Annotated in this window: 22 protein-coding genes and 1 tRNA gene; 7 read left to right on the plus strand and 16 right to left on the minus strand. The window is 63.2% G+C overall.

Annotation, left to right across the window (positions count from 1 at the left end):
- Positions 1-15: 15 nt before the first annotated feature.
- The 4 genes from thrC to argS are packed head-to-tail and all read right to left on the minus strand — an operon-like array spanning position 16 to position 5,476.
- Entirely contained in the window at positions 16-1,116 is a 1,101-nt protein-coding gene (gene thrC / locus ACIOTN_RS16725) for a threonine synthase (protein ID WP_400343280.1), read from the minus strand.
- Between the two features lies 1 nt (position 1,117).
- A complete protein-coding gene (locus ACIOTN_RS16730) occupies positions 1,118-2,404 on the minus strand; it encodes a homoserine dehydrogenase (RefSeq protein ID WP_105662581.1) in 1,287 nt (428 codons plus the stop codon).
- Positions 2,405-3,826 (minus strand): diaminopimelate decarboxylase, encoded by a 1,422-nt coding sequence (gene lysA, locus ACIOTN_RS16735; protein ID WP_105658400.1) that lies wholly within the window; start codon positions 3,824-3,826, stop codon positions 2,405-2,407.
- A gap of 6 nt (positions 3,827-3,832) precedes the next feature.
- Positions 3,833-5,476 (minus strand): arginine--tRNA ligase, encoded by a 1,644-nt coding sequence (gene argS, locus ACIOTN_RS16740; RefSeq protein WP_402735749.1) that lies wholly within the window; start codon positions 5,474-5,476, stop codon positions 3,833-3,835.
- Positions 5,477-5,642: 166 nt separating this feature from the next.
- Here argS and ACIOTN_RS16745 point away from each other — a divergent pair.
- The 3 genes from ACIOTN_RS16745 to ACIOTN_RS16755 all read left to right on the plus strand — a co-directional run bounded on the left by ACIOTN_RS16745 (position 5,643) and on the right by ACIOTN_RS16755 (position 7,495).
- A tRNA-Arg gene (locus ACIOTN_RS16745) sits at positions 5,643-5,718 on the plus strand.
- Positions 5,719-5,899: 181 nt separating this feature from the next.
- Positions 5,900-6,736 (plus strand): SDR family NAD(P)-dependent oxidoreductase, encoded by an 837-nt coding sequence (locus tag ACIOTN_RS16750; protein ID WP_133834472.1) that lies wholly within the window; start codon positions 5,900-5,902, stop codon positions 6,734-6,736.
- 276 nt (positions 6,737-7,012) lie between these two features.
- Positions 7,013-7,495, plus strand: coding sequence for a hypothetical protein (locus ACIOTN_RS16755; RefSeq protein WP_133834473.1), 483 nt, complete (start codon positions 7,013-7,015; stop codon positions 7,493-7,495).
- Between the two features lie 1,213 nt (positions 7,496-8,708).
- Here ACIOTN_RS16755 and ACIOTN_RS16760 read toward each other — a convergent pair.
- From ACIOTN_RS16760 to ACIOTN_RS16770, 3 genes are all read right to left on the minus strand, one after another.
- Positions 8,709-9,500, minus strand: coding sequence for an ABC transporter ATP-binding protein (locus tag ACIOTN_RS16760; protein WP_133834474.1), 792 nt, complete (start codon positions 9,498-9,500; stop codon positions 8,709-8,711).
- The gene (locus ACIOTN_RS16765) at positions 9,493-10,410 is read right to left on the minus strand and encodes an ABC transporter permease (protein ID WP_105658396.1); all 918 of its coding nucleotides are present in this window, start codon (positions 10,408-10,410) and stop codon (positions 9,493-9,495) included. Before ACIOTN_RS16765 ends, ACIOTN_RS16760 begins: the two co-directional genes overlap by 8 nt.
- Positions 10,411-10,509: 99 nt before the next feature.
- Entirely contained in the window at positions 10,510-11,505 is a 996-nt protein-coding gene (locus ACIOTN_RS16770) for an ABC transporter substrate-binding protein (protein WP_105658395.1), read from the minus strand.
- Between the two features lie 398 nt (positions 11,506-11,903).
- Here ACIOTN_RS16770 and hrpA point away from each other — a divergent pair, with 398 nt between their 5' ends.
- Positions 11,904-15,863 (plus strand): ATP-dependent RNA helicase HrpA, encoded by a 3,960-nt coding sequence (hrpA, locus tag ACIOTN_RS16775; protein WP_402735750.1) that lies wholly within the window; start codon positions 11,904-11,906, stop codon positions 15,861-15,863.
- Here hrpA and ACIOTN_RS16780 read toward each other — a convergent pair.
- Together ACIOTN_RS16780 and ACIOTN_RS16785 are read right to left on the minus strand one after the other, a co-directional pair.
- Positions 15,858-16,181 (minus strand): AzlD domain-containing protein, encoded by a 324-nt coding sequence (locus ACIOTN_RS16780; RefSeq protein ID WP_332504321.1) that lies wholly within the window; start codon positions 16,179-16,181, stop codon positions 15,858-15,860. The two genes, hrpA and ACIOTN_RS16780, sit on opposite strands and share 6 nt — an antisense overlap.
- Positions 16,171-16,947 (minus strand): AzlC family ABC transporter permease, encoded by a 777-nt coding sequence (locus tag ACIOTN_RS16785; RefSeq protein ID WP_105658392.1) that lies wholly within the window; start codon positions 16,945-16,947, stop codon positions 16,171-16,173. Before ACIOTN_RS16785 ends, ACIOTN_RS16780 begins: the two co-directional genes overlap by 11 nt.
- 81 nt (positions 16,948-17,028) lie before the next feature.
- Here ACIOTN_RS16785 and ACIOTN_RS16790 point away from each other — a divergent pair, with 81 nt between their 5' ends.
- Positions 17,029-17,463, plus strand: a complete 435-nt coding sequence (locus tag ACIOTN_RS16790; RefSeq protein WP_105658391.1) for an Lrp/AsnC family transcriptional regulator — start codon at positions 17,029-17,031, stop codon at positions 17,461-17,463.
- On the opposite strand, the gene ACIOTN_RS16795 is transcribed toward ACIOTN_RS16790, so the two are convergent.
- Genes ACIOTN_RS16795 through ACIOTN_RS16810 form a run of 4 tightly spaced genes read right to left on the minus strand, consistent with a single transcriptional unit; the run spans position 17,460 to position 19,839 of the window.
- Positions 17,460-17,840, minus strand: coding sequence for a hypothetical protein (locus ACIOTN_RS16795; protein ID WP_105662574.1), 381 nt, complete (start codon positions 17,838-17,840; stop codon positions 17,460-17,462). The two genes, ACIOTN_RS16790 and ACIOTN_RS16795, sit on opposite strands and share 4 nt — an antisense overlap.
- 3 nt (positions 17,841-17,843) lie before the next feature.
- Positions 17,844-18,272: an HIT family protein gene (locus ACIOTN_RS16800; RefSeq protein WP_105662573.1), complete on the minus strand. Its 429-nt coding sequence runs from the start codon at positions 18,270-18,272 to the stop codon at positions 17,844-17,846.
- A 29-nt stretch (positions 18,273-18,301) separates the two neighbouring features.
- Entirely contained in the window at positions 18,302-19,138 is an 837-nt protein-coding gene (locus ACIOTN_RS16805; protein WP_105658388.1) for a sulfurtransferase, read from the minus strand.
- Positions 19,135-19,839: an MBL fold metallo-hydrolase gene (locus ACIOTN_RS16810; RefSeq protein WP_133834478.1), complete on the minus strand. Its 705-nt coding sequence runs from the start codon at positions 19,837-19,839 to the stop codon at positions 19,135-19,137. Before ACIOTN_RS16810 ends, ACIOTN_RS16805 begins: the two co-directional genes overlap by 4 nt.
- A gap of 152 nt (positions 19,840-19,991) precedes the next feature.
- Here ACIOTN_RS16810 and ACIOTN_RS16815 point away from each other — a divergent pair, with 152 nt between their 5' ends.
- Both ACIOTN_RS16815 and ACIOTN_RS16820 read left to right on the plus strand, forming a co-directional pair.
- Positions 19,992-20,417, plus strand: a complete 426-nt coding sequence (locus tag ACIOTN_RS16815; RefSeq protein WP_402735751.1) for a Fur family transcriptional regulator — start codon at positions 19,992-19,994, stop codon at positions 20,415-20,417.
- Positions 20,418-20,531: 114 nt separating this feature from the next.
- Complete coding sequence (locus ACIOTN_RS16820) at positions 20,532-21,992, plus strand: HNH endonuclease (protein WP_402735752.1); 1,461 nt, start codon at positions 20,532-20,534, stop codon at positions 21,990-21,992.
- 45 nt (positions 21,993-22,037) lie between these two features.
- On the opposite strand, the gene ACIOTN_RS16825 is transcribed toward ACIOTN_RS16820, so the two are convergent.
- The 3 genes from ACIOTN_RS16825 to ACIOTN_RS16835 all read right to left on the minus strand — a co-directional run bounded on the left by ACIOTN_RS16825 (position 22,038) and on the right by ACIOTN_RS16835 (position 24,446).
- Complete coding sequence (locus tag ACIOTN_RS16825; RefSeq protein ID WP_402735753.1) at positions 22,038-22,667, minus strand: maleylpyruvate isomerase family mycothiol-dependent enzyme; 630 nt, start codon at positions 22,665-22,667, stop codon at positions 22,038-22,040.
- A gap of 78 nt (positions 22,668-22,745) precedes the next feature.
- Positions 22,746-23,603, minus strand: coding sequence for a metal ABC transporter permease (locus ACIOTN_RS16830; protein ID WP_402735754.1), 858 nt, complete (start codon positions 23,601-23,603; stop codon positions 22,746-22,748).
- Between the two features lie 9 nt (positions 23,604-23,612).
- Positions 23,613-24,446 carry a metal ABC transporter ATP-binding protein gene (locus tag ACIOTN_RS16835; RefSeq protein WP_105662569.1) on the minus strand — a complete coding sequence of 278 codons (834 nt, stop codon included), beginning with the start codon at positions 24,444-24,446 and terminating at the stop codon, positions 23,613-23,615.
- Positions 24,447-24,451 lie beyond the last annotated feature (5 nt).

The raw sequence follows: 24,451 nt of genomic DNA on the forward strand, positions 1-24,451 counted from the left end.
GCCGGCGAAAAGCTGCTAGGCCAGGCCCAGCGCGCCGGCGACCTCGACCACGTCGAAGGCCACCTTCTTCGGCGCAACTTCCGAGCCGTCGGCCTGCTTCAGGGCCCAGTCCGGGTCCTTCAGGCCGTGGCCGGTCACGGTGATCACGATCTTCTTGCCGGTCGGCGCAGTGCCGGCGGCGTGGTGCTTGAGCAGGCCGGCCACGCCGGCTGCCGAAGCTGGCTCCACGAAGACGCCTTCGCGGCTGGAAAGCCAGCGGTGGGCTTCGAGGATCTGCTCGTCGGTGACCGAGTCGATCTGCCCGCCGGACTCATCGCGGGCGGCTTCGGCCTGTTCCCAGGATGCCGGATTGCCGATGCGGATGGCGGTGGCAATGGTATCCGGTTCGGTGATCGGGTGGCCGGCCACGATCGGGGCGGCCCCGGCGGCCTGGAAGCCCCACATGACCGGGTTCTTGGTGGACACCGGCTCCAGCACCTTGCCCGCCTCATTGGTCCACTTGGAGGAATACTCCTTGTACCCCTTCCAGTACGCGGTGATGTTGCCCGCGTTGCCTACCGGCAGCAGGTGGTAATCCGGGGCGTCGCCCAGGAAGTCGACGACCTCGAAGGCGCCGGTCTTCTGGCCCTGGATGCGGGCCGGGTTCACCGAATTCACCAGGAACACCGGGTAGTTCTCGCTGAGCTTGCGCGCCACTTCCAGGCAGTTGTCGAAGTTGCCGTCGATCTGGATGATGTCCGCACCGTGGGCGATCGCCTGGGACATCTTGCCCATGGAGATCTTGCCATCGGGCACCAGCACCGCGCACTTCAGCCCTGCCTGGGTAGCGTAGGCGGCGGCCGAAGCGGAGGTGTTGCCGGTGGAGGCGCACACCACGGCCTTGGCGCCGGCAGCCACCGCGGCGGTCATCGCCATGGTCATGCCGCGGTCCTTGAAGGAACCGGTCGGGTTCATGCCCTCGACCTTCAGGTACACCTCGTTGCCGGTCTGCGCCGACAGCGCCGGGGCGTAGACCAGCGGGGTGCCGCCCTCGCCCAGGGTGATGACCTTGGTGTTTTCGTCTACTGGCAGGCGATCGGCATATTCGCGGATCACTCCGCGCCACTGGTGAGCCACGTTAGTTTCCTTCAACTCGCATAACGGATAGAACAGAGTGCACCGCGTCCAGCGCGGTCAGCGCCTCGACGGTGCTGGCCAGGGCCGCTTCGGTGCCCTGGTGGGTCAGGATGCGCAGCTGCGCGCCCGCTTCGGCGTCCACCTGCTGGCTCATCGACTCGATGGAGACCCCGTGCTCGCCGAAGACGGTGGCGATGGCGGCCAGCACGCCGGACTGGTCCTTGACCGACAGGCCAATCCAGTAGCGGGTGTCGATGGCCTCGAAGTCCAGCATCCGTGGCGCCTGGTTAACCGAGCCGTTGGGCAGCGGGGCTCCGGCAGCGATCTGGCGGGCCACGGCAACGACGTCGCCCATGACCGCCGACGCGGTCGGGTTGCCACCGGCTCCAGCCCCGTAGAACATCAGGTCGCCGGCGTTCTGCGCTTCGACGAACACGGCGTTGAACGCGCCATGCACGGTAGCCAGCGGGTGGCTGCGGCGCACCAGGGCCGGGTAGACGCGCACCGAAATCCCGGCTTCGGCCTGCTCGGCGATGGCCAGCAGCTTGATCACGTAGCCGGCGGCGGCCGCGGCCGCGACATCGGCGGCGCTGACTTCGGTGATGCCCTGGGTCCAGACCTGGTCCGAGGACACGGTGGTGTGGAAGGCCAGCGAAGCCAGGATCGCGGCCTTCGCGGCGGCATCGTGCCCGCCCACGTCGGCGGTTGGATCGGCTTCCGCATAGCCCAGCGCCTGGGCTTCGGCCAGCACGTCGTCGAACGCGGCACCGGTGGTGTCCATGGCGTCGAGGATGAAGTTGGTGGTGCCGTTGACGATGCCCATCACCTTGGTGATGTGGTCCCCGGCCAGCGAGTCCGCAATCGGGCGCAGGATCGGGATGGCCCCGGCCACCGCGGCCTCGTAGCGCAGCTGGGCGCCGTTGCCGGCAGCGATCGCGTTCAGTTCGGCGCCCTTGAGCGCAATCAGCGCCTTGTTGCCGGTGATGACGCTGGCACCCTTGGCAAGGGCGGCGGCGATGTATTCGCCGGCCGGCTCCATGCCGCCGAGCAGTTCGATGACCACATCGGCCTGGGCGATCAGCCCGTGGGCGTCGGTGGTGAAAAGCTCCTGGGGCAGCACTGCATCGCGCTTGGCATCCGGGTTGCGCACGGCAATGCCGATCAGCTGCAGGCCGGCGCCGGAGCGGGCAGCCAGTTCGTTTGCATCTTCCAGCAGGATCCGGGCCACTTGGGCTCCGACGGTGCCGCAACCCAGCAGGGCTACCTTCAGGTTCTTTTCGCCGCTCAATTAAACTCCCATGTCACGGGCCAACAAGTCTGTTTCCGTTTCCCTGCGCACGATCAGACGGGCTTGGCCATCGCGTACCGCTACCACCGCGGGGCGGGTGAGGTAGTTGTAGTTGCTCGACAGCGCCCAGCAGTAGGCGCCGGTGGCCGGAACGGCGATCAAATCGCCGGCCGCCACGTCATCGGGCAGGTAAACGTCCTTCACGACTATGTCACCTGACTCGCAATGTTTCCCAACTACACGAGAAATAATTGCGTCGTTTTGCGTCATACGGCTAGCCAGCACGGCGGTATATTGCGCGTCGTAGAGCACCGGGCGCGGGTTGTCGCTCATCCCGCCGTCCACTGAAATGTAGCGGCGCGGGTGCAGCGCCCCTGAGCCGTCTTCCACCTGGACGTCCTTGCGCACGCCAGCCTCGTAGAGGGTGAAGGTGCTCGGGCCGGCGATGGCGCGGCCCGGCTCGATGGAAATGCGCGGGCATTCCAGCTCGAGTTCGGCGCAGGTCGCCGAGACCACTTCGGCCATCTGCCCGGCCAGCTTGGCCGGGGTGGAGGGGTGGTCCTCGGAGGTGTAGGCAATGCCGTAGCCGCCGCCCAGATCCAGCTCGGGCAGGGAAACACCATGGATCGAGCGGATCTTGGCCAGCAGGCCGAGCATGGTGCGGGCGACCATTGCGAAGCCCTCGGCCTCGAAGATCTGCGAACCGATGTGGGCGTGCAGGCCCAGCAGGTTGATGTTCTGCGCCTCGATCGCCTGGGCGACCGCACGCAGCGCAGGAGAAGTGCCGGAGGCATCGTCCAGGATGGACAGCCCGAACTTTTGGTCCTCGTGCGCGGTGGCGATGGCCTCATGGGTGGAGGCGTGCACGCCGGGGGTAATGCGCAGCATGACCTGCGCGCTCTGGCCCATGGCGTCGGCGATCGAAATCACCCGGTCAAGCTCGTCCAGCGAGTCGATGACCAGGCGCCCGACGCCCATTTCGATGGCGCGGGTGATCTCGGCTGCCGACTTGTTGTTCCCGTGCAGCGAGAGGTTGGCAGCGGGCACCTTGGCGGCGTTGGCCACGGCCAGTTCGCCCCCGGAGCAGGTATCCAGGCGCAGGCCCTCGTCGGTCACCCAGCGGGCCACCTCGGTGCACAAGAATGCCTTGCCGGCGTAGTAGACGTCGACTCCCCCGCACAGCTGCCTGAACGCGTCGTCGAAGGCGGTCTTGAAACCCCGGGCGCGGGCGCGGAAGTCGTTCTCATCGAGCACGAACAGCGGGGTGCCGAACTCGGCGGCCAGCTGGGAGACGGGAAGGCCCTGGATGGACAGTTCGCCGCCAGCCTCGCGGGAAACCCCCGAAGCCCACTCGATCTGTCGAAGTGCGTTGATGTTTTCCGGGAATTGCAGCCATTGCGGGGCTAGCGGCGATACGGCCATAAGGTCTTACATCCTCTCTGGGGCGGAAACGCCCAGCAGTTCCAATCCATTTGCCAAAACGGTGGTGGCGGCGTCGTTCAGCCACAGCCGGGTGCCGTGCACCGGCGCGACCGCTTCGCCTTCGCCCACCGGGGTGATGCGGGTTGCGGCGTACCACGAGTGGTAGGCGCCGGCGACCTGCTCCAGGTAACGGGCAATGCGGTGCGGTTCGCGGAATTCCGCGGCACCGGCAACCACCGACGGGAACTGGCCGAGCACGGCCAGCAGCTCGTTTTCGGTCGGGTCGGTCAGCAGCGCGGCATCGAAGCCGTCACGGGTCACGCCCTTGGCGGCGGCATTGCGGGCCGCGGCGCACGAACGGGCATGGGCGTACTGGACGTAGAACACCGGGTTGTCATTGGTGTTCTTCTTCAGCTGCTCGGGGTCCAGCGCGATCGGCGAATCAGCCGGGAAACGGGCCAGCGAGTAGCGCAGCGCGTCGGCGCCGATCCAGTTGATCAAATCGCGCAGCTCGATGATGTTGCCCGCGCGCTTGGACAGCTTGGCTCCGTTGACGGAGATCAGCTGGCCGATCAGCACCTCGATGTTCTTGTCCTTGTCATCTCCCGCGCAGGCGGCGATCGCCTTCAGGCGGTTGACGTAGCCGTGATGGTCGGCGCCCAGCAGGTAGATCTTCTCTTCGAAGCCGCGGTCCTTCTTGGACAGGTAGTAGGCGGCATCGGCGGCGAAGTAGGTCGGCTCGCCGTTGGCGCGGATCAGCACGCGGTCCTTGTCATCGCCGAAGTCGGTAGTGCGCAGCCAAACCGCGCCCTCCAGATCGAAGATGTGGCCCTGTTCGCGCAGGCGGGCCACGGCGTCAGCCACCGCACCGCCCTCATGCAAGGTGGTTTCGGAGAAGAACACGTCGAAGCTGACGCCGAAGTCGGCCAGGGTGGACTTGATGTCTTCGAGCTGCGCCTTGTAGGCGGCGTCGCGCAGGGCAGGAATTGCTTCTGCTTCGTCCAGCTCGCGCAGCTGCGGGGCTTGGGCCAGGACGGCGTCGCCCAGTTCCTTGATGTATTCGCCCGGGTAGCCGCCCTCTGGCACTGGCAGGCCGTGGATGCGGTTGTACACCGAACGGGCGAAGACGTTCATCTGGTTGCCGGCATCGTTGATGTAGTACTCGCTGGTCACCGAAGCGCCCGAAGCGCGCAGCACACGGGAGATGGCATCTCCCAGCGCGGCCCAGCGGGTGTGGCCGATGTGCAGCGGGCCGGTGGGGTTCGCGGAAACGAATTCCATGTTGACCACGTGGCCGACCAGGGCCTCGTTGCTGCCGTAGGCGGAACCCGCCTCGACGATGGTGCGGGCCAGCTCGCCGGCAGCGCCGGCTTCGAGGGTGATGTTCAGGAAGCCGGGACCTGCGATGTCCACGGCGCCGACTCCTGGGACCGAAGCAAGTCGGGTGGCCAGGATCTGGGCGAAGTCGCGCGGGGCCATGCCGGCCTTCTTGCCCAGCTGCAGCGCGATGTTGGTTGCCCAGTCGCCGTGTTCACGGCTTTTCGGGCGGTCCACGCGTACGGTCTCTGGCACCTCGACGGAGATTTCGCCGGCGGCTACGGCTTCGGTGAGGCATGCGGATATTGCTGCGGAGAGTTCTTCAGGAGTCACCGTTCAAGAATACCGGCAATTGCCGTGCTTCTTCAGCATTCATGACTTGCATCGCCTGTGAGACTGGCCCAACCCGGTGACTTTTGCAACACATGCGTGCCAAGGTGCTGGAATTGCGCAGATCAAGTGACGACCTGATAGTATTTTTCCTGTTGCCCAGCAACACGCCTCTGTAGCTCAGTGGATAGAGCGTCTGCCTCCGGAGCAGAAGGCCGAAGGTTCGATTCCTTTCAGGGGCACCACCTAAATTGCAGGTCCTGGTTACCAGGGCCTGCTTTTTTTCGCTCTTCTTCTCACGCCGCAGCTCGCGCGAGGCCGCGAACAATCTCCTGTCAGCATTTTCTGGCAGCTTCCCCGTCGCCACAACCTTTAGCTTCGGCTAGGCCCTAAACTCGGATAAACCAACAAGCGCTTAAGGGCACCATGAAAAAAACCATTCTCATTACCGGAGCCAGCGACGGGATCGGGGCCGCATCGGCCCGAGAACTGTCACGACAGGGGCACCAGATTGTCGTTGTCGGTCGGTCGCAAACCAAAACCCAGGCCATCGCCCATGAGCTAGGCGCCAGCTATTTCGTGGCAGACTTCAGCCAGCTCGCACAGGTACGCGGCCTGGCCACGCAGTTGCTCCAGAAGTATCCCCGAATTGATGTGCTGGCTAATAATGCCGGCGGGATCAAGGCAGAGCGCGAACTGACCGTGGATGGATTCGAAAAGACTTTCCAAGTCAATCACCTCGCGCCCTTCCTGCTCACGAATCTGTTGTTGCAACGACTAATCGATTCGGGTGCCACGGTCATTCAGACCGCCAGCATGGCTGCGCGTCTCATGGCCAAATTCGACATTGCGGACCTACAGGGCGAAAACAGCTACTCACCGAGGGCCGCCTACGGCAATGCAAAGTTGGCGAACATTCTGTTCACCTCGGAATTACAGCGGCGCTTTGGCGGTTCCGGGATTAACGCCGTGGCGTTCCACCCCGGGATCGTTGGCACCAGTTTCGCCTCGGACTCCAAGGGGTTATTGAAGTTCCTTTACCACGGTCCGCTTAGGCGCTTCTTCACGGTCGACTCGAGCAAGGGTGCCGACCAGCTCGTCTGGCTTGCGGAGGCGAAGCCTGGCGTGCAATTCGAACCGGGCGCCTACTACGAGTCGGGAAAGATCGCATCGAAGGTCAACCCGCTGATCCATGATGAGGTACTAGCGAAGCAACTCTGGGACCGCTCGGCGACCTTGCTTCAAATCCAGAACTGCACATAGGGGATCTCGGAGTCGACCCGACCGGCCTATTCGGGAACTACTGCCGGCATGGACCGGGCTCGTCACCAATCCGAGATGGCGATACCCGCATCAAATTGCCCGCGGCCGCTAACTGCCCACCGCTTGATGGAAAGAGCGATACTCCATCCACTCGACACTGAATTCGCATCGCTGCCATTCAAGAGTTCCTCGGCAAACTACCCGAGCGAAAACGCGGGAAATCGAAGTACTCTCATGAACTCTTGATTTTATCCCGCTAAAAGATAATCTTGACACATGACGAAACGCCTCTTTGGAATCATTTCACTTGCTTCTGTGATTGCTTTGGCACTGTCTTCATGCAGCCCTTCGACTTCCCCTGAGACAGCGCTTGGAGAGATTCCTTCGTCAGATACGTCGGCCAGCACCTCGGAATCGCCAGATCCCCTAAAGAAGCATGCCGAATTCCTCGCCCAGAGCGAAGACTCCTTCCAGATTCTCAATGAAACTCATTCCGTGGGCTCGACCACTCTGCGCCTCGGGGATCTTCCCGGAGGATTTGATTCAGTTGGCTTCATAATTTCATGTGATGCAACGTCCCCTTGGGAGATTATCCTGCTAGGTGGATCAAAAACCGGTGCGAGTGGTTGCGATTCGAATTCAGAAATATATACGAGCCTTTCTACCCCGGCACATCAAATCAACACCAATGAGGTACAGCTCGAATTCAAAGAGCCGGTGGGAGTCTGGGTCACTGTTTATGCCACGAATGAAGAATAAACAGGCGTTTCCGATGTTTCATTTGGACACTAGGCGAAAAGCCTAAAGACATCGCGCGGCAGCTGACTGTCCGCGCTAATGATTCGGCGAAAGCCTAACCGGCATTGCCGAGAGGGAACCAAAGCTCCACTTAGAGCAATAGCCGGGGAAATTTCGCTTTGTATCGCGCTTACGAGATACCCGGATGCCAAGAATCCTGAATCACTAGAATTGCAAAGCTTAGGGATCAACCGTGGATGACTGGGATGCCGGATGCTCGGGCGCAGCAGGATACAGTTCCTCCGGTAGCCCTATAGTGAATCCTTCCTCACGGATACTATGGCCACCGACCCACAGTGAGTGCCGAGCATACTGGTTACCGTCAGTCAGGTGAACGGATACTGCGCTTCCAAACTGCTCTCCAACCACGACCGACACATTTTCAGGTGTAATGCCGTGGTTCTCTAGAATCTGCCGAGTCTGGCTGACCATCTCGTCATCCAGGTTTCCTCCTGGAAATGGCGAAGTAACCCGGCAAACTCCAGTGCGATCGCCAGCATACGCAGCAACTACCAATTCCGTGCCCGCCTGCTCTAACGAGCTGACGGGTTTGCGGCCGTCGCAGGTTTCATCGGAGTATTTCCCAGTCAAAGAGCAACCCGACAGCAATCCAGTGATGAGAGCCAGACCGACGACTCCTGTCGCTGCAGCTATGTACGCGCTACGGGTTCTCAATAGTCCACCATTCGTTTCGCAGAAGGTGTTAATCCTAGGCAGGTTTATAGCAATGCATCTTTAACTGCATGAATATTTCTCAAATTCATATTGAGTATCGAAGATCAGCTGCATGAGTAAACCCATTAATGCCACCTACGATGCCAGAGCTGCGGCCGCGCATGTCGCGCTCTCTCATGAGCTAGCAGTTGAAACGGCAGAAATCGAGTCTTCTAGCATGCCGTACCTCGTGAACTAGGATCTTGACAGCGCAGGCAGGCCGACAGGTGTAGAACTGATCCATCCTGCTGGTCACTGCCCCAGCCATGTCCAGTCTGCTTATCGCCAGCAATGCATGTGCCGAGGCGCTCTATCGCCGTTGCGGGTACCAATGGACAGGACAGCAAGTCATCGACCGGAGCTCGGGACGCGTCGAGCACCGCCTGCGCAAACCGCTGACTTAAACCCGACAGGCCCCGCACCCATCGGGTGCGGAGCCTGCACGGATACTGGCCAGCTGCTACTGCAGCATGGTCTTGTCATCGAGCTGTGCGCCCTTGATCTTGCTGAATTCCTCCAGCAGGCCCTTGACGGTCATCTTGGACTTCTCTTCCTGGTCCAGGTCCAGGATGATCTGCCCGTCGTGCATCATGATCAGCCGGGTGCCCAGCTGCAACGCCTGTTCCATATTGTGCGTCACCATCAACGTGGTCAGCTGGTGGCGTTCGACAATTTCCTTGGTCAGGCGCGAGACCAGCGCGGCACGCTGCGGATCCAGGGCCGCGGTGTGCTCATCGAGCAGCAGGATCTTGGGCTTGGAGAAGGTGGCCATCAGCAAGCTCAGCGCCTGGCGCTGGCCGCCCGAGAGCAGGCCCACCTTGGTCTTCAAGCGGCCTTCCAAACCGAGTTCCAGGCTCTTGAGTTCCTCGACGAACAGCTCGCGCCGCTTGGAGCCTACGCCCAGGCCCAGGCCGCGGAAACGGCCGCGGGCGTAGGCCAGAGCCATGTTCTCCTCGATGGACATGGTCGGCGCAGTGCCGGCCATCGGGTCCTGGAATACCCGGCCGATGTACTTGGCGCGGGTGTAGTCGGCCATCCTGGTGACGTTCTTCCCCGCGATGGACACCGAACCGGCATCGGGCTGCAGCTTGCCTGCAACCATATTCAGCACGGTGGACTTGCCGGCGCCGTTGGAGCCGATGACGGTGACGAATTCACCGTCCGACAGGTTCAGGTTGATGTTGCGCAGCGCCTTGCGCTCGTTGACAGTTCCCGGGAAGAACGTGCGCGACAGGTTCTTGATTTCAAGCATTGGTGCGAACCTCTTCCTTGGTTTCAACTGCTGCTGGGGTGCGCTTGAAGTTCTTGATGATCTTCTGGAAGCCCTTCCACTTCGGCAGCAGCAGGGCGACGACGACGAGGACCGCGGAGATCAGCTTCATGTCGTTGACCTCCAGACCTGCCGACAGGGCCATCTGGATCACCAGGCGGTAGATCACTGCGCCGAAGACCACCGCGATGGCGGCCAGCCAGATGTAGCGCTGGGTGAAGATCGCCTGGCCGACGATGACCGAGGCCAGGCCGATCAGGATCAGGCCGATGCCCATGCCGATATCGGCGAAGCCCTGGTACTGGGCGATGACCGCACCGGACAGCGCCACCAGGCCGTTGGACAGCGCCAGGCCCAGGATCTTCTGGTTGTCGGTGCTCACGCCGAAGGAACGGATCATTTCCTGGTTGTCGCCGGTGGCCCGCATGGCCATGCCCAGCTCGGTGTGCAGGAACCAGACGATCGCTGCCACGAAGACCAGGCAGACGGCAAAGAGGATGGCCACCGACGCCCATGAGCCGAGCAGGCCCGAGACGCGCATCGGGCTGATCAGGGTCTCCTCCCCCAGCAAGGGGGTGTTGGCCTTGCCCATGATGCGCAGGTTGATCGAGTACAGCGCGATCATGGTCAGGATGCCGGCGAGCAGGCCGTCGATCTTGCCCTTGGTATGCAGCAGGCCGGTAATGACACCGGCAACCATGCCGGCGAAGAAGGCCAGCACGGTGGCCAGCCAGGGATTCATCCCGTTCACGATGCCCACCGAGGCGACGGCGGCACCGGTGGTGAAGCTGCCGTCGACAGTCAGGTCGGGAAAGTCCAGGATACGGAAGGTCAGGTACACCCCGAGCGCCATGATGGCGTAAATCAGGCCGAGTTCAACCGCTGTGATCATGTGTGGATCCTTGAGTTGTAAGTTTTGCAGGTAATCACGACGAAAGGCGAGGCACCAGGTTATGCGCCTCGCCTTGCGTCGGTAAGTTGTTGCCGGGGCTTAGTAGACCTCTACGGCTTCGGACTTCATCTCGTCGGTGAATTCGATGCCTGCCTTCTTGGCGGCATCTTCATTCAGGTAGAGATCGACCTCGGAGATGGTCTCCACCGGCAGGGTTGCCGGCTCGGCCTCGCCCTTGAGCAGTTTCACGGCCATGGCAGCGGTCTGCGCGCCCAGCTTCTCGTAGTTGATGCCGTAGGTTGCGGTAGCGCCGCGCTTGACGGACTCGCCGTCAGCCGAAATGACCGGCACGCCGTTCTTCTCGGCAACCTGCAGCAGGCCTTCCAGGGCGGAAACGACAGCGTTGTCAGTCGGAACGTAGTACGCGTCGACATCCAGCGAGCTGGCGGCCTGCTGGACTTCGCTGGACGCCGAGACTGCGGCTTCTTCAATGGTCAGACCCAGGCCCTTGGCTGCTTCCTTGGCCATCTTCACCTGGACTGCGGAGTTGGCTTCACCCGAGGAGTAGACAATGCCGACCTTCTTGGCATCGGGCACCAGGTCCTTGAGCAACTGCAGCTGCTCGTCGACCGGGTTCATGTCCGACGTGCCGGTGACATTCGCGCCCGGAGCTTCATTGGAGGCGACCAGCTTGGCATCAACCGGGTCGGTCACAGCGGAGAAGAGCACCGGAACCTTGGTAATCGCCTGCGCCGCAGCCTGGGCCGATGGGGTAGCAATTGCCAGCACCAGGTCGATATCCGAATCAGCGGCGAGCTTGCCGGCAATCGAGGTGTTGGTAGCCTGATCGGTTTCGGCGTTGTTCTCGTCGTAGCTGATCTTCTCGCCGGTGTAGCCGGCTTCTTCCATGCCTGCCTTGAAGCCGGTGACCACTGCGTCCAGCGAAGGGTGCGAGACGAACTGGGAGATGCCGATCTTGACGGCCTCGTCGCCGCCCTCCGCGGTGCCCTGCTCGCCACTGCCGCCGCAGGCGGTCAGGGCCAGTGCGCCAGCTGCTGCGATGGCAGCGAATTTCATGGCGGTGAAGCTCTTCATTGAAGTTCCTTTCAAAGTTCCCTTGCGAGTGATTCCCACCGATAGCGCGGAAGCCTGGTTATGAAGCGCAACTGGTGCGCAGCATGCGGGAACCGTCCAGGCATCACATCGATGATTACCCCCGATCTTACATGTGAACGACCTCACCTTGCCTACAATCAAGGTCGATTCCTAGACGTTTGCATCTTGATACGGATTCTTGTGGACACAAATGCTCCGCCGGGAAGCAGAATCTGGAAGTTTTGTATTTACCGGCCCGAACTTGTCGACAATTGCTTGGACAATCTGAAAATTTGACTCATGGAGCAATGCGTCCGGGAGCACATTTCCTGCCCCGAATCGGGCTTCGGCCCGGCGGCCACCACGAAAATGCGTGGCGCGAATAGAATGGGAACATCATGGCGCTCAGCATTACGTATCCCGAAGCCCTTCCCGTTTCAGCCCGCCGCGAGGACATCCTCGCCGCGGTCCGCGAAAACCAGGTCGTGGTAATCGCCGGCGAAACCGGTTCGGGCAAGACCACCCAGCTTCCCAAGATGCTCATCGAGCTCGGCCTGGCCGAGAAGGGCATGATCGGGCACACCCAGCCGCGCCGCCTGGCCGCGCGCACCGTGGCCGAGCGCATCGCCGAGGAAATGGGCACCGAAATCGGCGAGGAAGTCGGCTTCCACGTGCGCTTCACCGGCGAGGTTTCGCGCAAGACCAAGCTGAAGGTGATGACCGACGGCATCCTGCTAGCCGAGATCAAGCGCGACAAGCTGCTCAAGAAATACTCGGCGATCATCATCGACGAGGCCCACGAGCGCAGCCTGAACATCGATTTCCTGCTGGGCTACCTCAAGCAGATCATGCCCAAGCGCCCCGAGCTGAAGATCATCATCACCTCCGCCACCATCGACCCGCAGCGCTTCGCCGAGCACTTCGGCAAGCCGCTGCCCGGCGGCGGCGTCGAGCCTGCCCCGATCCTGGAGGTTTCCGGGCGCACCTTCCCCGTCGAATTGCGCTACCGCCCGCTGCAGGCCGAGCTCGATGTCGACGCGGACGAGGCCGCGGAGAACACGCTGGAGGAAGAACGCGACCCACTGGATGCGGTCACCGACGCGGTCAAGGAACTGAGCGGCGAAGCGCCCGGGGACATCCTGATCTTCTTCTCCGGCGAGCGCGAAATCCGCGACGCGGCCGAAGCCTTGCGCGCCATGGTCACCGCCAATAAGCGCCTGCCGCGCTATGAGGTGCTCCCGCTGTTCGCCCGGCTGTCGCTGGCCGAGCAGCACCGGGTCTTCCACCCCGGTGGCGCCCCGCGCATCATCCTGGCCACCAACGTCGCCGAGACCTCGCTGACGGTGCCGGGCATCAAGTACGTGATCGATACCGGCACCGCCCGCATTTCGCGCTACTCGCACCGCACCAAGGTGCAGCGCCTGCCCATCGAGCGCGTCTCCCAGGCCAGCGCCAACCAGCGTTCGGGACGTTGCGGCCGCGTGTCGGAGGGCATCGCCATCCGCTTGTACTCGGAGCCCGACTACGAGGCGCGTCCCGAATTCACCGACCCGGAAATCCTGCGCACCAACCTGGCCAGCGTGATCCTGCAGATGATCTCCATGGGCGTGGTCGCTTCGGCCGCCGAGGTGGCCAGCTTCCCGTTCGTCCAGCCGCCCGAAGCCAAGGCCATCACCGATGGAGTGAACCTGCTGCGCGAGCTCGGTGCACTGGAGCAGGACAAGGCCGCGAAGCTGACCGAAACCGGCAGGGCGCTGGCGGTGCTGCCGCTGGATGTGCGCTTGGGCCGGATGATCGTCGAGTCCGCACAGCGCGGGGTCGCCAAGGAAGTGATGGTGCTGGCTGCCGGGCTGAGCATCCAGGATCCGCGCGAGCGTCCCAGCGAGGAAACCGGGCAGCGTGATCGTGCGGTGGAGCTGCATAAGCGCTTCGCCGATGACAAGTCCGACTTCATTGCATTGCTGAATTTGTGGGCCTACCTGCAGGAGCAGCAGAAGGACCTGTCCTCCTCCGCTTTCCGCCGGCTGTGCAAGAACGAGTTCATCAACTACCTGCGCGTGCGCGAGTGGCAGGACCTGTTCACCCAGCTGCGCCAGCTGGCCAAGCCGCTGGGCATCACCATGGCGGCCGCCCCGATCGACCCGGCGGCCAATGAGGACCAGGTGCACAAGTCGCTGCTGTCGGGCCTGCTGGGGCACATCGGGCTCTACGATGAGCGCAAGCGCGACTACCTGGGCGCGCGCGGCACCCGTTTTGCGATCTTCCCCGGCTCGGGCCTGTTCAAGAAGTCCCCGACCTGGGTGATGTCCGCCGAGCTGGTGGAAACCTCGCGGCTGTGGGCCCGCACCAACGCGGCCATCTCCCCCGAATGGGTGGAAGAGCTGGCTCCGCACCTGCTCAAGCGCACCCACTCCGAGCCGCACTGGTCCAAGCGCACCGGTTCGGTCATGGGCTACGAGAAGGTCACGCTTTTCGGCCTGCCGATCATCCCGCGCCGCCAGTTCCACTACTGGCGGGTGGATAAGGACCTGGCTCGCGAGCTGTTCATCCGCCACGCGCTGGTGGAGGGCGATTGGCGCACCCACCATAAGTTCTTCGCCAAGAACCGGGCGCTGCTCGAAGAAGTCGAAGAGCTCGAAACCCGCATGCGCCGCCATGACCTGCGCATTTCCGATGAGGACCTGTTCGCCTTCTACGATGCCCGGGTGGGCGCCGAGGTCTACTCGGAGCGCCACTTCGACCGCTGGTGGAAGAAGGCCCGCGCCACCGATCCCTCGCTGCTGGACTTCGACCCCGAGGCGCTGCTGGCCGAGTCCGATGCGGTTGACGAGGCCGCGTTCCCCACCACCTGGCAGCTGGGCAGCATCCACTTGCCGCTGTCCTACGAGTACAACCCGGCGGCCGCCCCGGGAGAAGGCGATGGCGTGTCGCTCACCGTCCCGGTGGTGTTCTTGAACCAGCTGGATCCCGCGCGCTTCGCCTGGCTGATTCCGGGGTTGCGCCACGAGCTGCTCACCGCGCTGATCCGTTCGATGCCCAAGGCCATCCGCAAGAACTTCGTGCCTGCCCCGGATGTGGCGGCCAAGGCGCTGGCCATGCTGGAGGCGGACTTCGATCCGGCGGCCGATGACCTGGCCGATTCCCTGGCGCTGGTGCTGCGCCGGCTGCGCGGCATGGTCGTCGAGCCTTCGGTGTTCGATTTCTCCACGCTGCCAGCGCACCTGCGCTTCGGCTTCACCGTCACCGATGTTTCGGGGAAGGCACTGGGCAGCGGCGATGACCTGGCCTCCTTGCAGTACAAGTTCGCCGCGGCCAACCGCGCCGCGCTGGCCAGCGGGGTCAACTCCCCCGGTGTCGCCACCGGCAAGCCGGGGGTGCCTGGCAGGCCTGCGGCCGCGTCGAAGGCGCAGTCCAAGAAGAAGGGCGCCGCGGCCACCGCAGCGGCGGCCACCGGCGCCTGGGACCAGAAGTCGCTGGATCATTGGCCGCAGCTGGAATCATCAGGCGAAACCCTGGGCGATACGCTGCCTGCCAAGGTCACCACCACGGTGATGGGCCAGCAGATCACCGCCTATCCGGGGCTGATGGACACCGGCGAAAAGGTCGACCTGAGTGTTTTCCGCACCCAGGCCGAGCGCGATGCGGCGCACCGCACCGGTGTCATCCGGTTGCTGATGCTGCGCTTGCCGCCTGCCGGGAAGTTCGTGATTTCGCACCTGAAGAACGCTGAGAAGCTGGTGTTCACGCAGAACCCGCACGGGTCCATCGAGAAGCTGATTGCCGATTGCACCATGGCCGCGGTAGACCAGCTGGTGCCCGAGAAGCTGCCGATGAACCGCGCCGAATTCGAGGCGCTGTTCGAGACGGTGCGCGCCGAGCAGATCGACACGGTCTTCACGATTACCGCGATCGTGGCGAAGGTCTTCGGCTCCTCGACCCGGATCAACAAGGATCTGAAGAGCACCAACTCCCTGGCGATGTTCGCGGCAGTCACCGATATCCGCTCCCAGCTCGAGCAGCTGATCTATCCGGGCTTCATCGCGGCCACCGGGGCAGCGAACCTGATGCGCCTGCCGCGCTATGTGCAGGGCATCGAGATGCGCTTGGAGAAGCTGCGCGCAGGTGCGGTCACCCGTGATTCCCAGGCCCTGGTCGTGATCCAGAAGCTGGAAGACGAATACGATACCGCCCTGGATCGGGTTCCGCCCGGAGCCCGGGTGCCGGCGGACTTGGCCCAGGTGAAGTGGATGCTGGAGGAAATGCGCATTTCGCTGTTCGCCCAGGAGCTGGGCACCGCCTATTCGGTCAGCGAAAAGCGCATCCGCAAGGCGATCAAGGATTCGCTGGCGCAGCTATAGCGGCCAGCTGAGGATCCCAACGTAGACGGCGGTGCCGCCCAGCACGCTGAGCACCGCATTGGACTTGAGCAGGTGCAGCACCACGGTGGAAGCCAGGGCGGTGGCCACCGGCCACGCCACGGCCGGATCCGCAATGCCGGCAGGCACCGTGGAAGCAACCAGCACCACCATGATTCCCAAGGGCATGCGCAGCGCCAGGTAGTTGATGAACGCGTTGCTGCGCAACTTGGCGATGAAGGCGAAGGGCAAGGCGCGCAGCCCGAAGGTCACTGCGGTGCTCAACGCGATGGCCGAGAAGAGGTAGAGGCTATCGGGCATCGGCTGCTTCTCCCGCCTGCTGCCCGCCGGCCTGCTGAGCGGTGCCGGTGCGCCGTCGCAGCAGGTAGGCCGCCGCAAGTCCGGCCAGGAAAATCGCCATGGCTACCACCATCATGCTCTGCGGTGCGATCCAGCTGGCCGCCACGGCGCTGATCAGCGCCAGCATGGACAGCGGCACACTGCGGTAGGCCTTGAACGCTTCGATCGCCAGCACGGCAAACAATGCGGTCACCGCGAATTCCAGACCCCTGATGGATTCGGGGATCATTGCGCCCAGCAGCGATCCGCCCAGCACGCTGGTGGTCCAGCTTGCATGGAACAGGCTCTGGATGGCCAGGATCCGCGTCGAGGAATAGTCCTTCCGCTCGGCCTGCAGGGTCAGCGCATAGGCCTCATCGGTCAGCGCAAACATGCTGTAGAACTTCGCCCCCTGGCCCTTGACCCGGTGCAGCGGGAAAGAGATCGCATAGAATACGTGGCGGAAATTGACTACCAGCGTGGTCAGGGCGATATGGGACAGCGGCGCCACGGCGGCAAGCAGCCCGATCAAGAGGAATTCCAGGGAACCGGCGAACACCAGCCCGGCAAGCAAGGGAGCTGACCACCAGGGCAATCCCGAGCGCACCAGCAGCACGCCCAGGGCCAGGCCCAATGGCATGACCGCCAGACTGGCGGGAAGCACATTTTTCGCGCCCAGCCTGATCTGCTGCCATCGGCCCTCGTCGGACAAAGGCCGGGAACCTTTAATTGCCAGTTTTTCGCTCATGAAGCAATATTAGGAAATTCCAAGCCAAATATGGTTGCCAATTCTAGCCAACCGACGGGTTGGATCGGCAATAATAGATGCATGGATGATCTTGACCGCGCAATTATTGCCGAACTGGAAAATGACGGCCGCATCAGCAACCTCGAGCTCTCGCGCAGGGTGGGCCTGACCCCCGCTCCCTGCCTGCGCCGCGTCCAGCGCCTGGAGGCCGAGGGAATCATCCATGGCTACAAGGCGATCGTCAATCCCAAGGCCTATGGCAGGGGCTTCGAGGTTACCGTGGCCATTGACGTCGAAATGAACAACGAGCACAGCCTCGACGAATTCGAGAAGGCGGTGGACACCGTTGCCGGCGTCACCGAAATACGCCGCCTCTACGGCCAGCCCGACTACTTCCTGCGCATCCAGGTGGCCGATGCCGAGGCCTACGACCGGGACCTGATTCCCAAGCTGACCGCGCTGCCGGCGGTCCGCCGCGTCACCTCCCACATGACCATGCGCCGGGTGAAGGGCTAGGGCACTGCGGGCGTGGCGATCACCTGCACGTCATCTTCGTAGATGATGGTGCCCGGAGCACTGCTTTCCAGCTTCTCCCAGCCGATCCGGTGCGCGTCGAGCAACCGCAAATACGGCTCGACGCGCTCCAGCAGGTGCTGCGCGCTGCCCTTGAACCACGCCACGGCCCCGGGGTTGATCGCATGATCGTAGATTGCCCGATGGGTGCGGCTCGGGTTCGGATAGGCAGCGTCGTACCAGTCGTTGCCCGCACGCCAGATGGCGTGTTCGGCGGCGCTCAGCTTCCCGCCGTGGCCCAGGGAATTGGCCAGCGCGAAAATCCCCAGGTGCACGCCGCGGTGATTGGGCTCGGTGCCCTGGTAGCGGATGAATTGCACCGGCTAGGCCTCGGGCACGAATTCCCCGTGGCCATCTTCGCGCAGGCCCGCGCGAAGCGCTTGCGCGTTCTTGTCCATGGCCACCGGATCCGGGTTATCGGCCGCATTGGACAGGTCGAAGTCCGCCAGCGAGTTGGTCGGCCAGACATGCACATGCAGGTGCGGCACCTCGAATCCGGCGATCATCAGGCCCGCGCGCTGCGCGGAGAACACGCGCTTCTGGGTGCGCCCGATCTTGGCCGCGACCAGGGTCAGGTGCGCAACCAGCTCGTCGGAGGCATCGGTGAACTCGTCGATTTCCTCGCGCGGAACCACCAGTGCGTGCCCGTCGGAGAGCGGCCCGATGGACAAGAACGCCACGCAGGTTTCGTCCTCCCACACGAAGCGGCCCGGGATCTGCCCGTTGATGATCTTGGTGAACAGCGTACTCATTGCTGCCTTTCTTGCTCGATGGCTGAATTCTAGTGGCGGTGCTTCTCGTCGCTCGTAGCGACCGGCGCATCCGGGTAGGAGCAGTATTCGGACCAGCTGCCGGGGAAGAGCCCCAGCGGGATCCCGGCACTTGCCGCGGCCAATACCTGGTGCGCCGCGGTGATCCCCGAACCGCAGTAGGCGGCCGATCCCGGCCTGTGGGCACCCAGCGTCACGAAGCTGGAATGCAGCACCTCCGGCGCCCGGAAACGCATCTGCGCGTCGAGGTTGTCGGTGGTGGGACGGTTCAGCGCACCGGGAATATGCCCGGCCACCGGGTCGATGGGCTCCTCGATGCCCAGGTAGCGCGCGGTGGCCCGCGAGTCGATCAGGGTGCCGGGCAAGGTGTCCAGCTCCTCGTACTCCACCACCGGCATCCGGCCCCACGACAGCGAAACGCTGCCCTTGGCGGCCTGCTCGTAGCCCAGCGCCAGCTCTCCGCCGGCGTCCGTCCAGGCCCCGAGCCCGCCGTCGAGCACCTGCACGCGGTCGAATCCGGCATGGCGCAGCAGCCACCAGGCCCGGGCCGCGGCGAGGGCTCCGGAGTTGTCGTACGCCACCACGTGGCTCTGGGCGTTGATGCCCCAGCCGCGCGCGGCCTGCTCGAAGTCCGCCGGCAAAGGCAGCGGGTGGCGGCCGGTATGCTCGCCCGGCGCACCGGAAAGCTCTTTTTCCAGGTCAGCGAACACCGCGCCGGGGATATGCCCGGCAGCGTAGCTCTGCGCCCCGTCGTCGCGGCCCAGGACCCACCGCACATCGAGCAGCACCGGCTGGCCCCCGGCGTCCAGGATTTCGCGAAGCTGCGCGGCGCTTATCAAGGGGTTCATTCGTTGGTGCCTCCCAGCAACTCGTCGAGATGATGTTCGATTCCAGGTTCCAAGCGCACATAGCTGCATCCTGCCCGCTGGGCGATCGCGCCGAGCTGGCGATCGAAAAGCCCCAGTCCGTCGGCGTTGAGCAGCCCGTCGTGGATCGGCATCCAGCACTTCGCATCCACGGCCACCGCGAAGTCGGCAGCCTCGGCCATCTTGCCCCACGGGGCCATCACCGGCAGCAGCAGCACATCCGGCTGCGCCCCCACCGGCACCTGGTAGCTGTCGCCCGGGTGGAAGACCTCCAGCTGGCCTACCGCGCGGTCCCCCAGGAGGTAGCCCACGTTGGCAACCACTGCAATGGAATGGTGGATGGTGGCGTGGGTGCCTCCGAAAGTCCGTACGCGAATGCCGCCGACAATGAAGTCGGCCCCGGCTCGCACCGTCACCACCTGGGATTGGGCCGCTGGCGGCAGCTGGTCGCGCATCGCCTGCGCCAGCGCGGCCGGCGCGTAGAGCTCCAGGATGGAATTCGCCTCCAGCGCGGCGGCAATGGCCGGCTGGTCGGCATGGTCAGCATGCTCATGGGTGACCAGCACGGCATTGATGCCGTCGAACGCGTCGTCAAGCTGCGAAAATCCGCCCGGATCCAGCAAGACCTTGCCGTCGATCGTGCTCGCTTCCAAGCAGGAATGGCCCCTAAGTTTGATGCGCATATCCTTAGCGTAGGCTCAGCGCCCCGCCCATGCCAGAGCCAGACACGCATTGCAACGCAAAGTTGGCTAAAATTGAGGGAAACCGCAGGTGATTGGCCCAGTTCGCTGGCTCATCGCCGGTCCGCAACAAACTCAAGGAATGGTGCACGTCGATGTCCCAGCCAGAAACCCGGGTCACCAAGCAGCGCCTGGCCGTCACCGAGGCACTGGGCGAGGTCGATGATTTCGCCACCGCCCAGCAGCTGCATCGTTGGCTGCAGGATTCGGAGAAAAAGGTTTCGCTGGCCACCGTGTACCGCCTGCTGCAGTCCATGGCCGACGATGGCCTGGTCGATGTGCTGCGCAGCGGAGATGGCGAAGCCCGCTTCCGCCAGTGCGTCACCGAGGTCCACCACCATCATCTGGTCTGCCGCGTTTGCTCCAAAACCGTCGAGGTACTTGCCCCTTCCGTCGAGCGCTGGGCCGCTCGGGTTGCCGCGGAGCACGACTTCGCCGATCCCGAGCACACCGTGGAAATCTACGGCCTCTGCGCCGACTGCCGTGCCAAAGCCAAGGCTGGCGCCCCCGCTGCCTCGTAGCCCTTTCCGCTGCCTGGACCTGGGTCCAGCGGACTGTTCAGCGCCCCAAGAATTCGGTAATCCCCAGCTGAATTATTCGAAGACATATTCGAACAATGGGCGTATACTAGTACTATGCTCGAAGCAAAGGCGCACGTAAACAGCCTAGCCCGCCCAGCAGATCAGCCGGATTTCGAATCCCACCTGATCCAGCTGCAGAACGACCTGTCATGGTTCCATGACCACGGCGGCAAGGCCGCGTGCGCCCGGGTTATCGAGTCCGTCGAAGGACTGGTCTCATCCTTGCGCTATCAGCAAGCCGGCCTGGCTCACCAGTTGGAGAAGGAAATCCTGCGCGAGAATGAAGAGCGCGGCACCAACATCGATGACCAGGTCCGCGGAGCGGCCAGCCGCGTCGCCATCGCCCGCAAGCAGACTCAACGAGGCTCCAGGAACTACCTGGCCAATTGCCGCATCCTCTTCGAGGACACCCCGAATATCGCTGCCGCATTCTCCCGTGGTGAATTCACCGAAGCGCAGATCAATGCAATGCTCACCCCGCTGCAGGAAGTCCGGCCATTGCGCCGCACCGAGTTCGATGCGATCTACGGGCAGAATCCAGACATGTTCGAATCCATGGGCCCCAAGCGCATCAAGGAGACGGTCACCAGCTCCACGATCAAGTACGCATCGGACCGGGAAGACAAGAAGCTGAAGGAAGCCAACCAGCAACGCTACGTTCGCTTCCGCACCGATCGGGAAGCAGGGTGCGTCTTCCTCCAGGCCCGTCTGCCTATCGTTGGCGGAACCGGATTGCAGATGACGCTGCGAAACCAGTCATGCAGGATCAAGCGCAAGGGCGATGCCCGCACCCGCACCCAGATCCAGGCCGATCTGCTGGCCCGCTACATGTTCTTCGATGAAAACAATGAGCAGAAGATCAACGTCCAGCTCGGACTGGTCATGACCGATAGAGCGCTGTTCAGGGGTGATCGCGAACCGGCCCACTTGGAAGGCTACGGCTTCATCCCCGCGCAGACTGCGCGGGAACTCATTGGCGGCCACCAGATTCCCAACGAGCTGACCTTCGCGGAAATGGAAGCCGAACTCGCCCCCGAGAATATTGAGCGGATCGAAGTGATGACGGAGATAACTCGTCTCTACACCGCTCCCGGGGACCAGGAACTAATCGCGATGGATTCCAAAGCCCGGATCTTCCCGGATAAGCTCAAGAGGTTCATCGGGATTCGCGATCGGCATTGCCGAACGCCCTTCTGCGACGGGCTGGTCGAAGAAACAGACCACGTGCTCCAGTATGCACGTGGCGGCAAGACGACCGTGGCCAATGCCTCGGGCCGTTGCGCGACCTGCAACAAGGCAAAGCAGGCCGACGGCTGGTACGAGTACACCGCTTTCCGCGATCGGCACTCGATGATGATCTGTCCGGGCTCGGCGATGTCCTATCGATCCACTGCGCCACCGGCAACTGGATTCATGCACAAGCCATTCCCGCAACTAATGCGCGACTCGAAATGGTTCGCTGATTTCAAGGAACGGCTCACCAGGCCCGACGGACCAGGACCTACTGAAACCTAGGCAGCGGCGCGCGTTCTGCCGCGCGGCCCCTCACCTTTCTGCAATTTACCGCACGAGGGCCAGCCCCGGACCCGACAGGCCAACCGCGTGCTTGCCTCGGCCTGAAACCAGCATCAGCAGTTCCAGGCGCGGTCCTGCAATCTGCGGGCCGATGCCCAGCCGGAAGCCTTCGTCGTCGCTGCACAGCTGGACCCTGCTCGCTAATTCCTTGGCACCCCCAACACCTTGCGGCGTGGCTGCCTGGTATTTGATTGCTGGCTCCAGGGATTCTGCAGGATAGGCCCGTTTCAGGCCCACGGCACGACGGATGTCTTCCCCATGGGCGATTTCCTCCACCAACCTGCTGGCAATCGGAACCGGTGGAGTGGCCCGCAAAGCCGCGACCTCAACGAGCCTGCGCAATGTCCCATCGGGAGTTGCGGCCTTCTCGGCGGCCACGCCATTGTCGTTCTGGCGGTCCAAGCTGAATCCGGCCTTGGCCATCCCGGCAAGCAGGCGGAAGAAAGTCGCACGCGCGTTATCTGCCAAATGAGCAGCCACGTCATGGACGCTCCACCCATCGCACAGGGAGGGAACTCCCCACTGATCCGGATCCAAAGTTCCCAGATCATCGATCAGGGCCAGGCGTTCGGCATGCACCAATGGCCAGATCTCACTGGCTGGAATTTTGCTCATGCTCCAGCTTGGAGGTTCGGCTGCCGGCTAGTCAACCGAGCCCGGAACCAGCGGGGGCGCGCTGGCCGAATGCAGCCCCTAGACTTGGTGGCGGCGAGGGGAACGCACCGCTTCGATTCCGCGGCAGACCACATAGATCACGAACGAAATCGTGGTCACATACGGACTGATCGGCAAGGAACCAGCCAACGCAAGAAGGATGCCGCCCACGACAGCCAGTTCCGCGAACACGATGGAGAGCACGACGGTGATGACCGGATTGGAACTCACACGCATGGCGGCTGCGGCGGGCGTGATTAGCAGCGCCAGCACCAGCAAGGCACCGACCACTTGAATCGTCACCGCTACAGCCAGCGCCAGGATCATCATGAAGACGATGGACAGGCCAGCAGTGCGCACGCCCCGGGCATTGGCAACCACCGGGTCCACCGAAGCGAAGGTCAGCGGACGCCAAATAACCAGCAGCGCGATCACTACCACCGTCGAAAGGACCAGCATTCCTGTCAATTGCACGTCATCCACGGCCACGATCTGGCCGGTCAGCAGGCCAAACTTATTGGCGCTTCGCCCCTCATACAGCGAAAGGAACAAGATGCCCAGGCCAAGGCCGAAAGGCATCAGCACGCCGGTGATGGAATTCCGGTCCCTCGCCCGGGTTCCGAGAATGCCAAGGATCAGCGCCGCGATCATGGACCCGAACACCGAGCCAGTCACCACGTCGGCGCCGATGAGCAAGGCGAAGGCCGCCCCCGCAAAGGACAGCTCAGCGATGCCGTGCACGGCGAAAGCCATGTCCCGCATCATGATGAAGATGCCGATCAGACCGCCAACCACGCCCAGAACTGCACCGGCAATCAGGGAATTGGTCACCAGCGGAAGCAGCAGTCCGTAATCCTGGAAGTTGAACGCCTTCTCGATGAGATCCGAAAAGTCCATGTCCTGCTCCTACTTTCCGGTCTCTAGATCGATTTCTTCAACGTGGTCGTGCCCATCGGCTGGCAATGCCCGATTGCCATCGCCCGAGACCACCACGATGCGGCCATTGACCCGCAGCACCTCGACCGGAGCACCGTAAAGTTCGGTGAGCACCGCAGACTGCATGACTTCATCCACGCTGCCCAGATGGAAGCGGCCTTCGGCCAGGTACAGGACGCGGTCGACATAGGGCAGGATCGGGTTGATCTCGTGCGTCACGAAGACTACCGCGCTGCCGCGCTCTGCGGCCTGGCGGTGTATCACTTCGCTGATCGCCTGCTGGTGATTGAGGTCCAGGGAGAGCAGCGGCTCGTCGCATAGCAGTACCCGGGGATCACTGGCCAAAGCCTGCGCTGCGCGCAGGCGCTGCTGCTCGCCTCCGGAAAGGTCGGACACCGCACGGTTGGCGTAGGCGGTAGCGCCGACCAGTTCCAGCAGTTCGTCGACCTTGTTGCGCACGGCCCTGCGGGCCACGCGAATCCCGGGCCGGGTTCCATCCAGTCCCAGTGCGACCAGGTCGCGAGCGCGCAGGGGAACGTTGTCCCCGAAGGGGCGCTGCTGCGGGATCAACCCCACGGCAGCCGACCCCCGGCGCACGGCCTCCCCGGCGATCGAGACCCTGCCTCGATTGAGCGCGGTGGTGCCGAGCATCGTGTTGATGAAGCTGGTCTTGCCCGAGCCGTTGGGCCCTAGAACTGCAAGGAACTCCCCCGCCGCTATGGATAGGTTGAGTTCATCCCAGAGCACGCGGGAGCCATAGGCAAGGCGCGCGTCTTCAAACCTGACGATGGGGGTCTCTGTCATTGACT

Origin of the sequence: Glutamicibacter sp. NPDC087661 (assembly GCF_044743275.1) — a bacterium.
In the GTDB taxonomy this organism is placed as follows: domain Bacteria; phylum Actinomycetota; class Actinomycetes; order Actinomycetales; family Micrococcaceae; genus Glutamicibacter.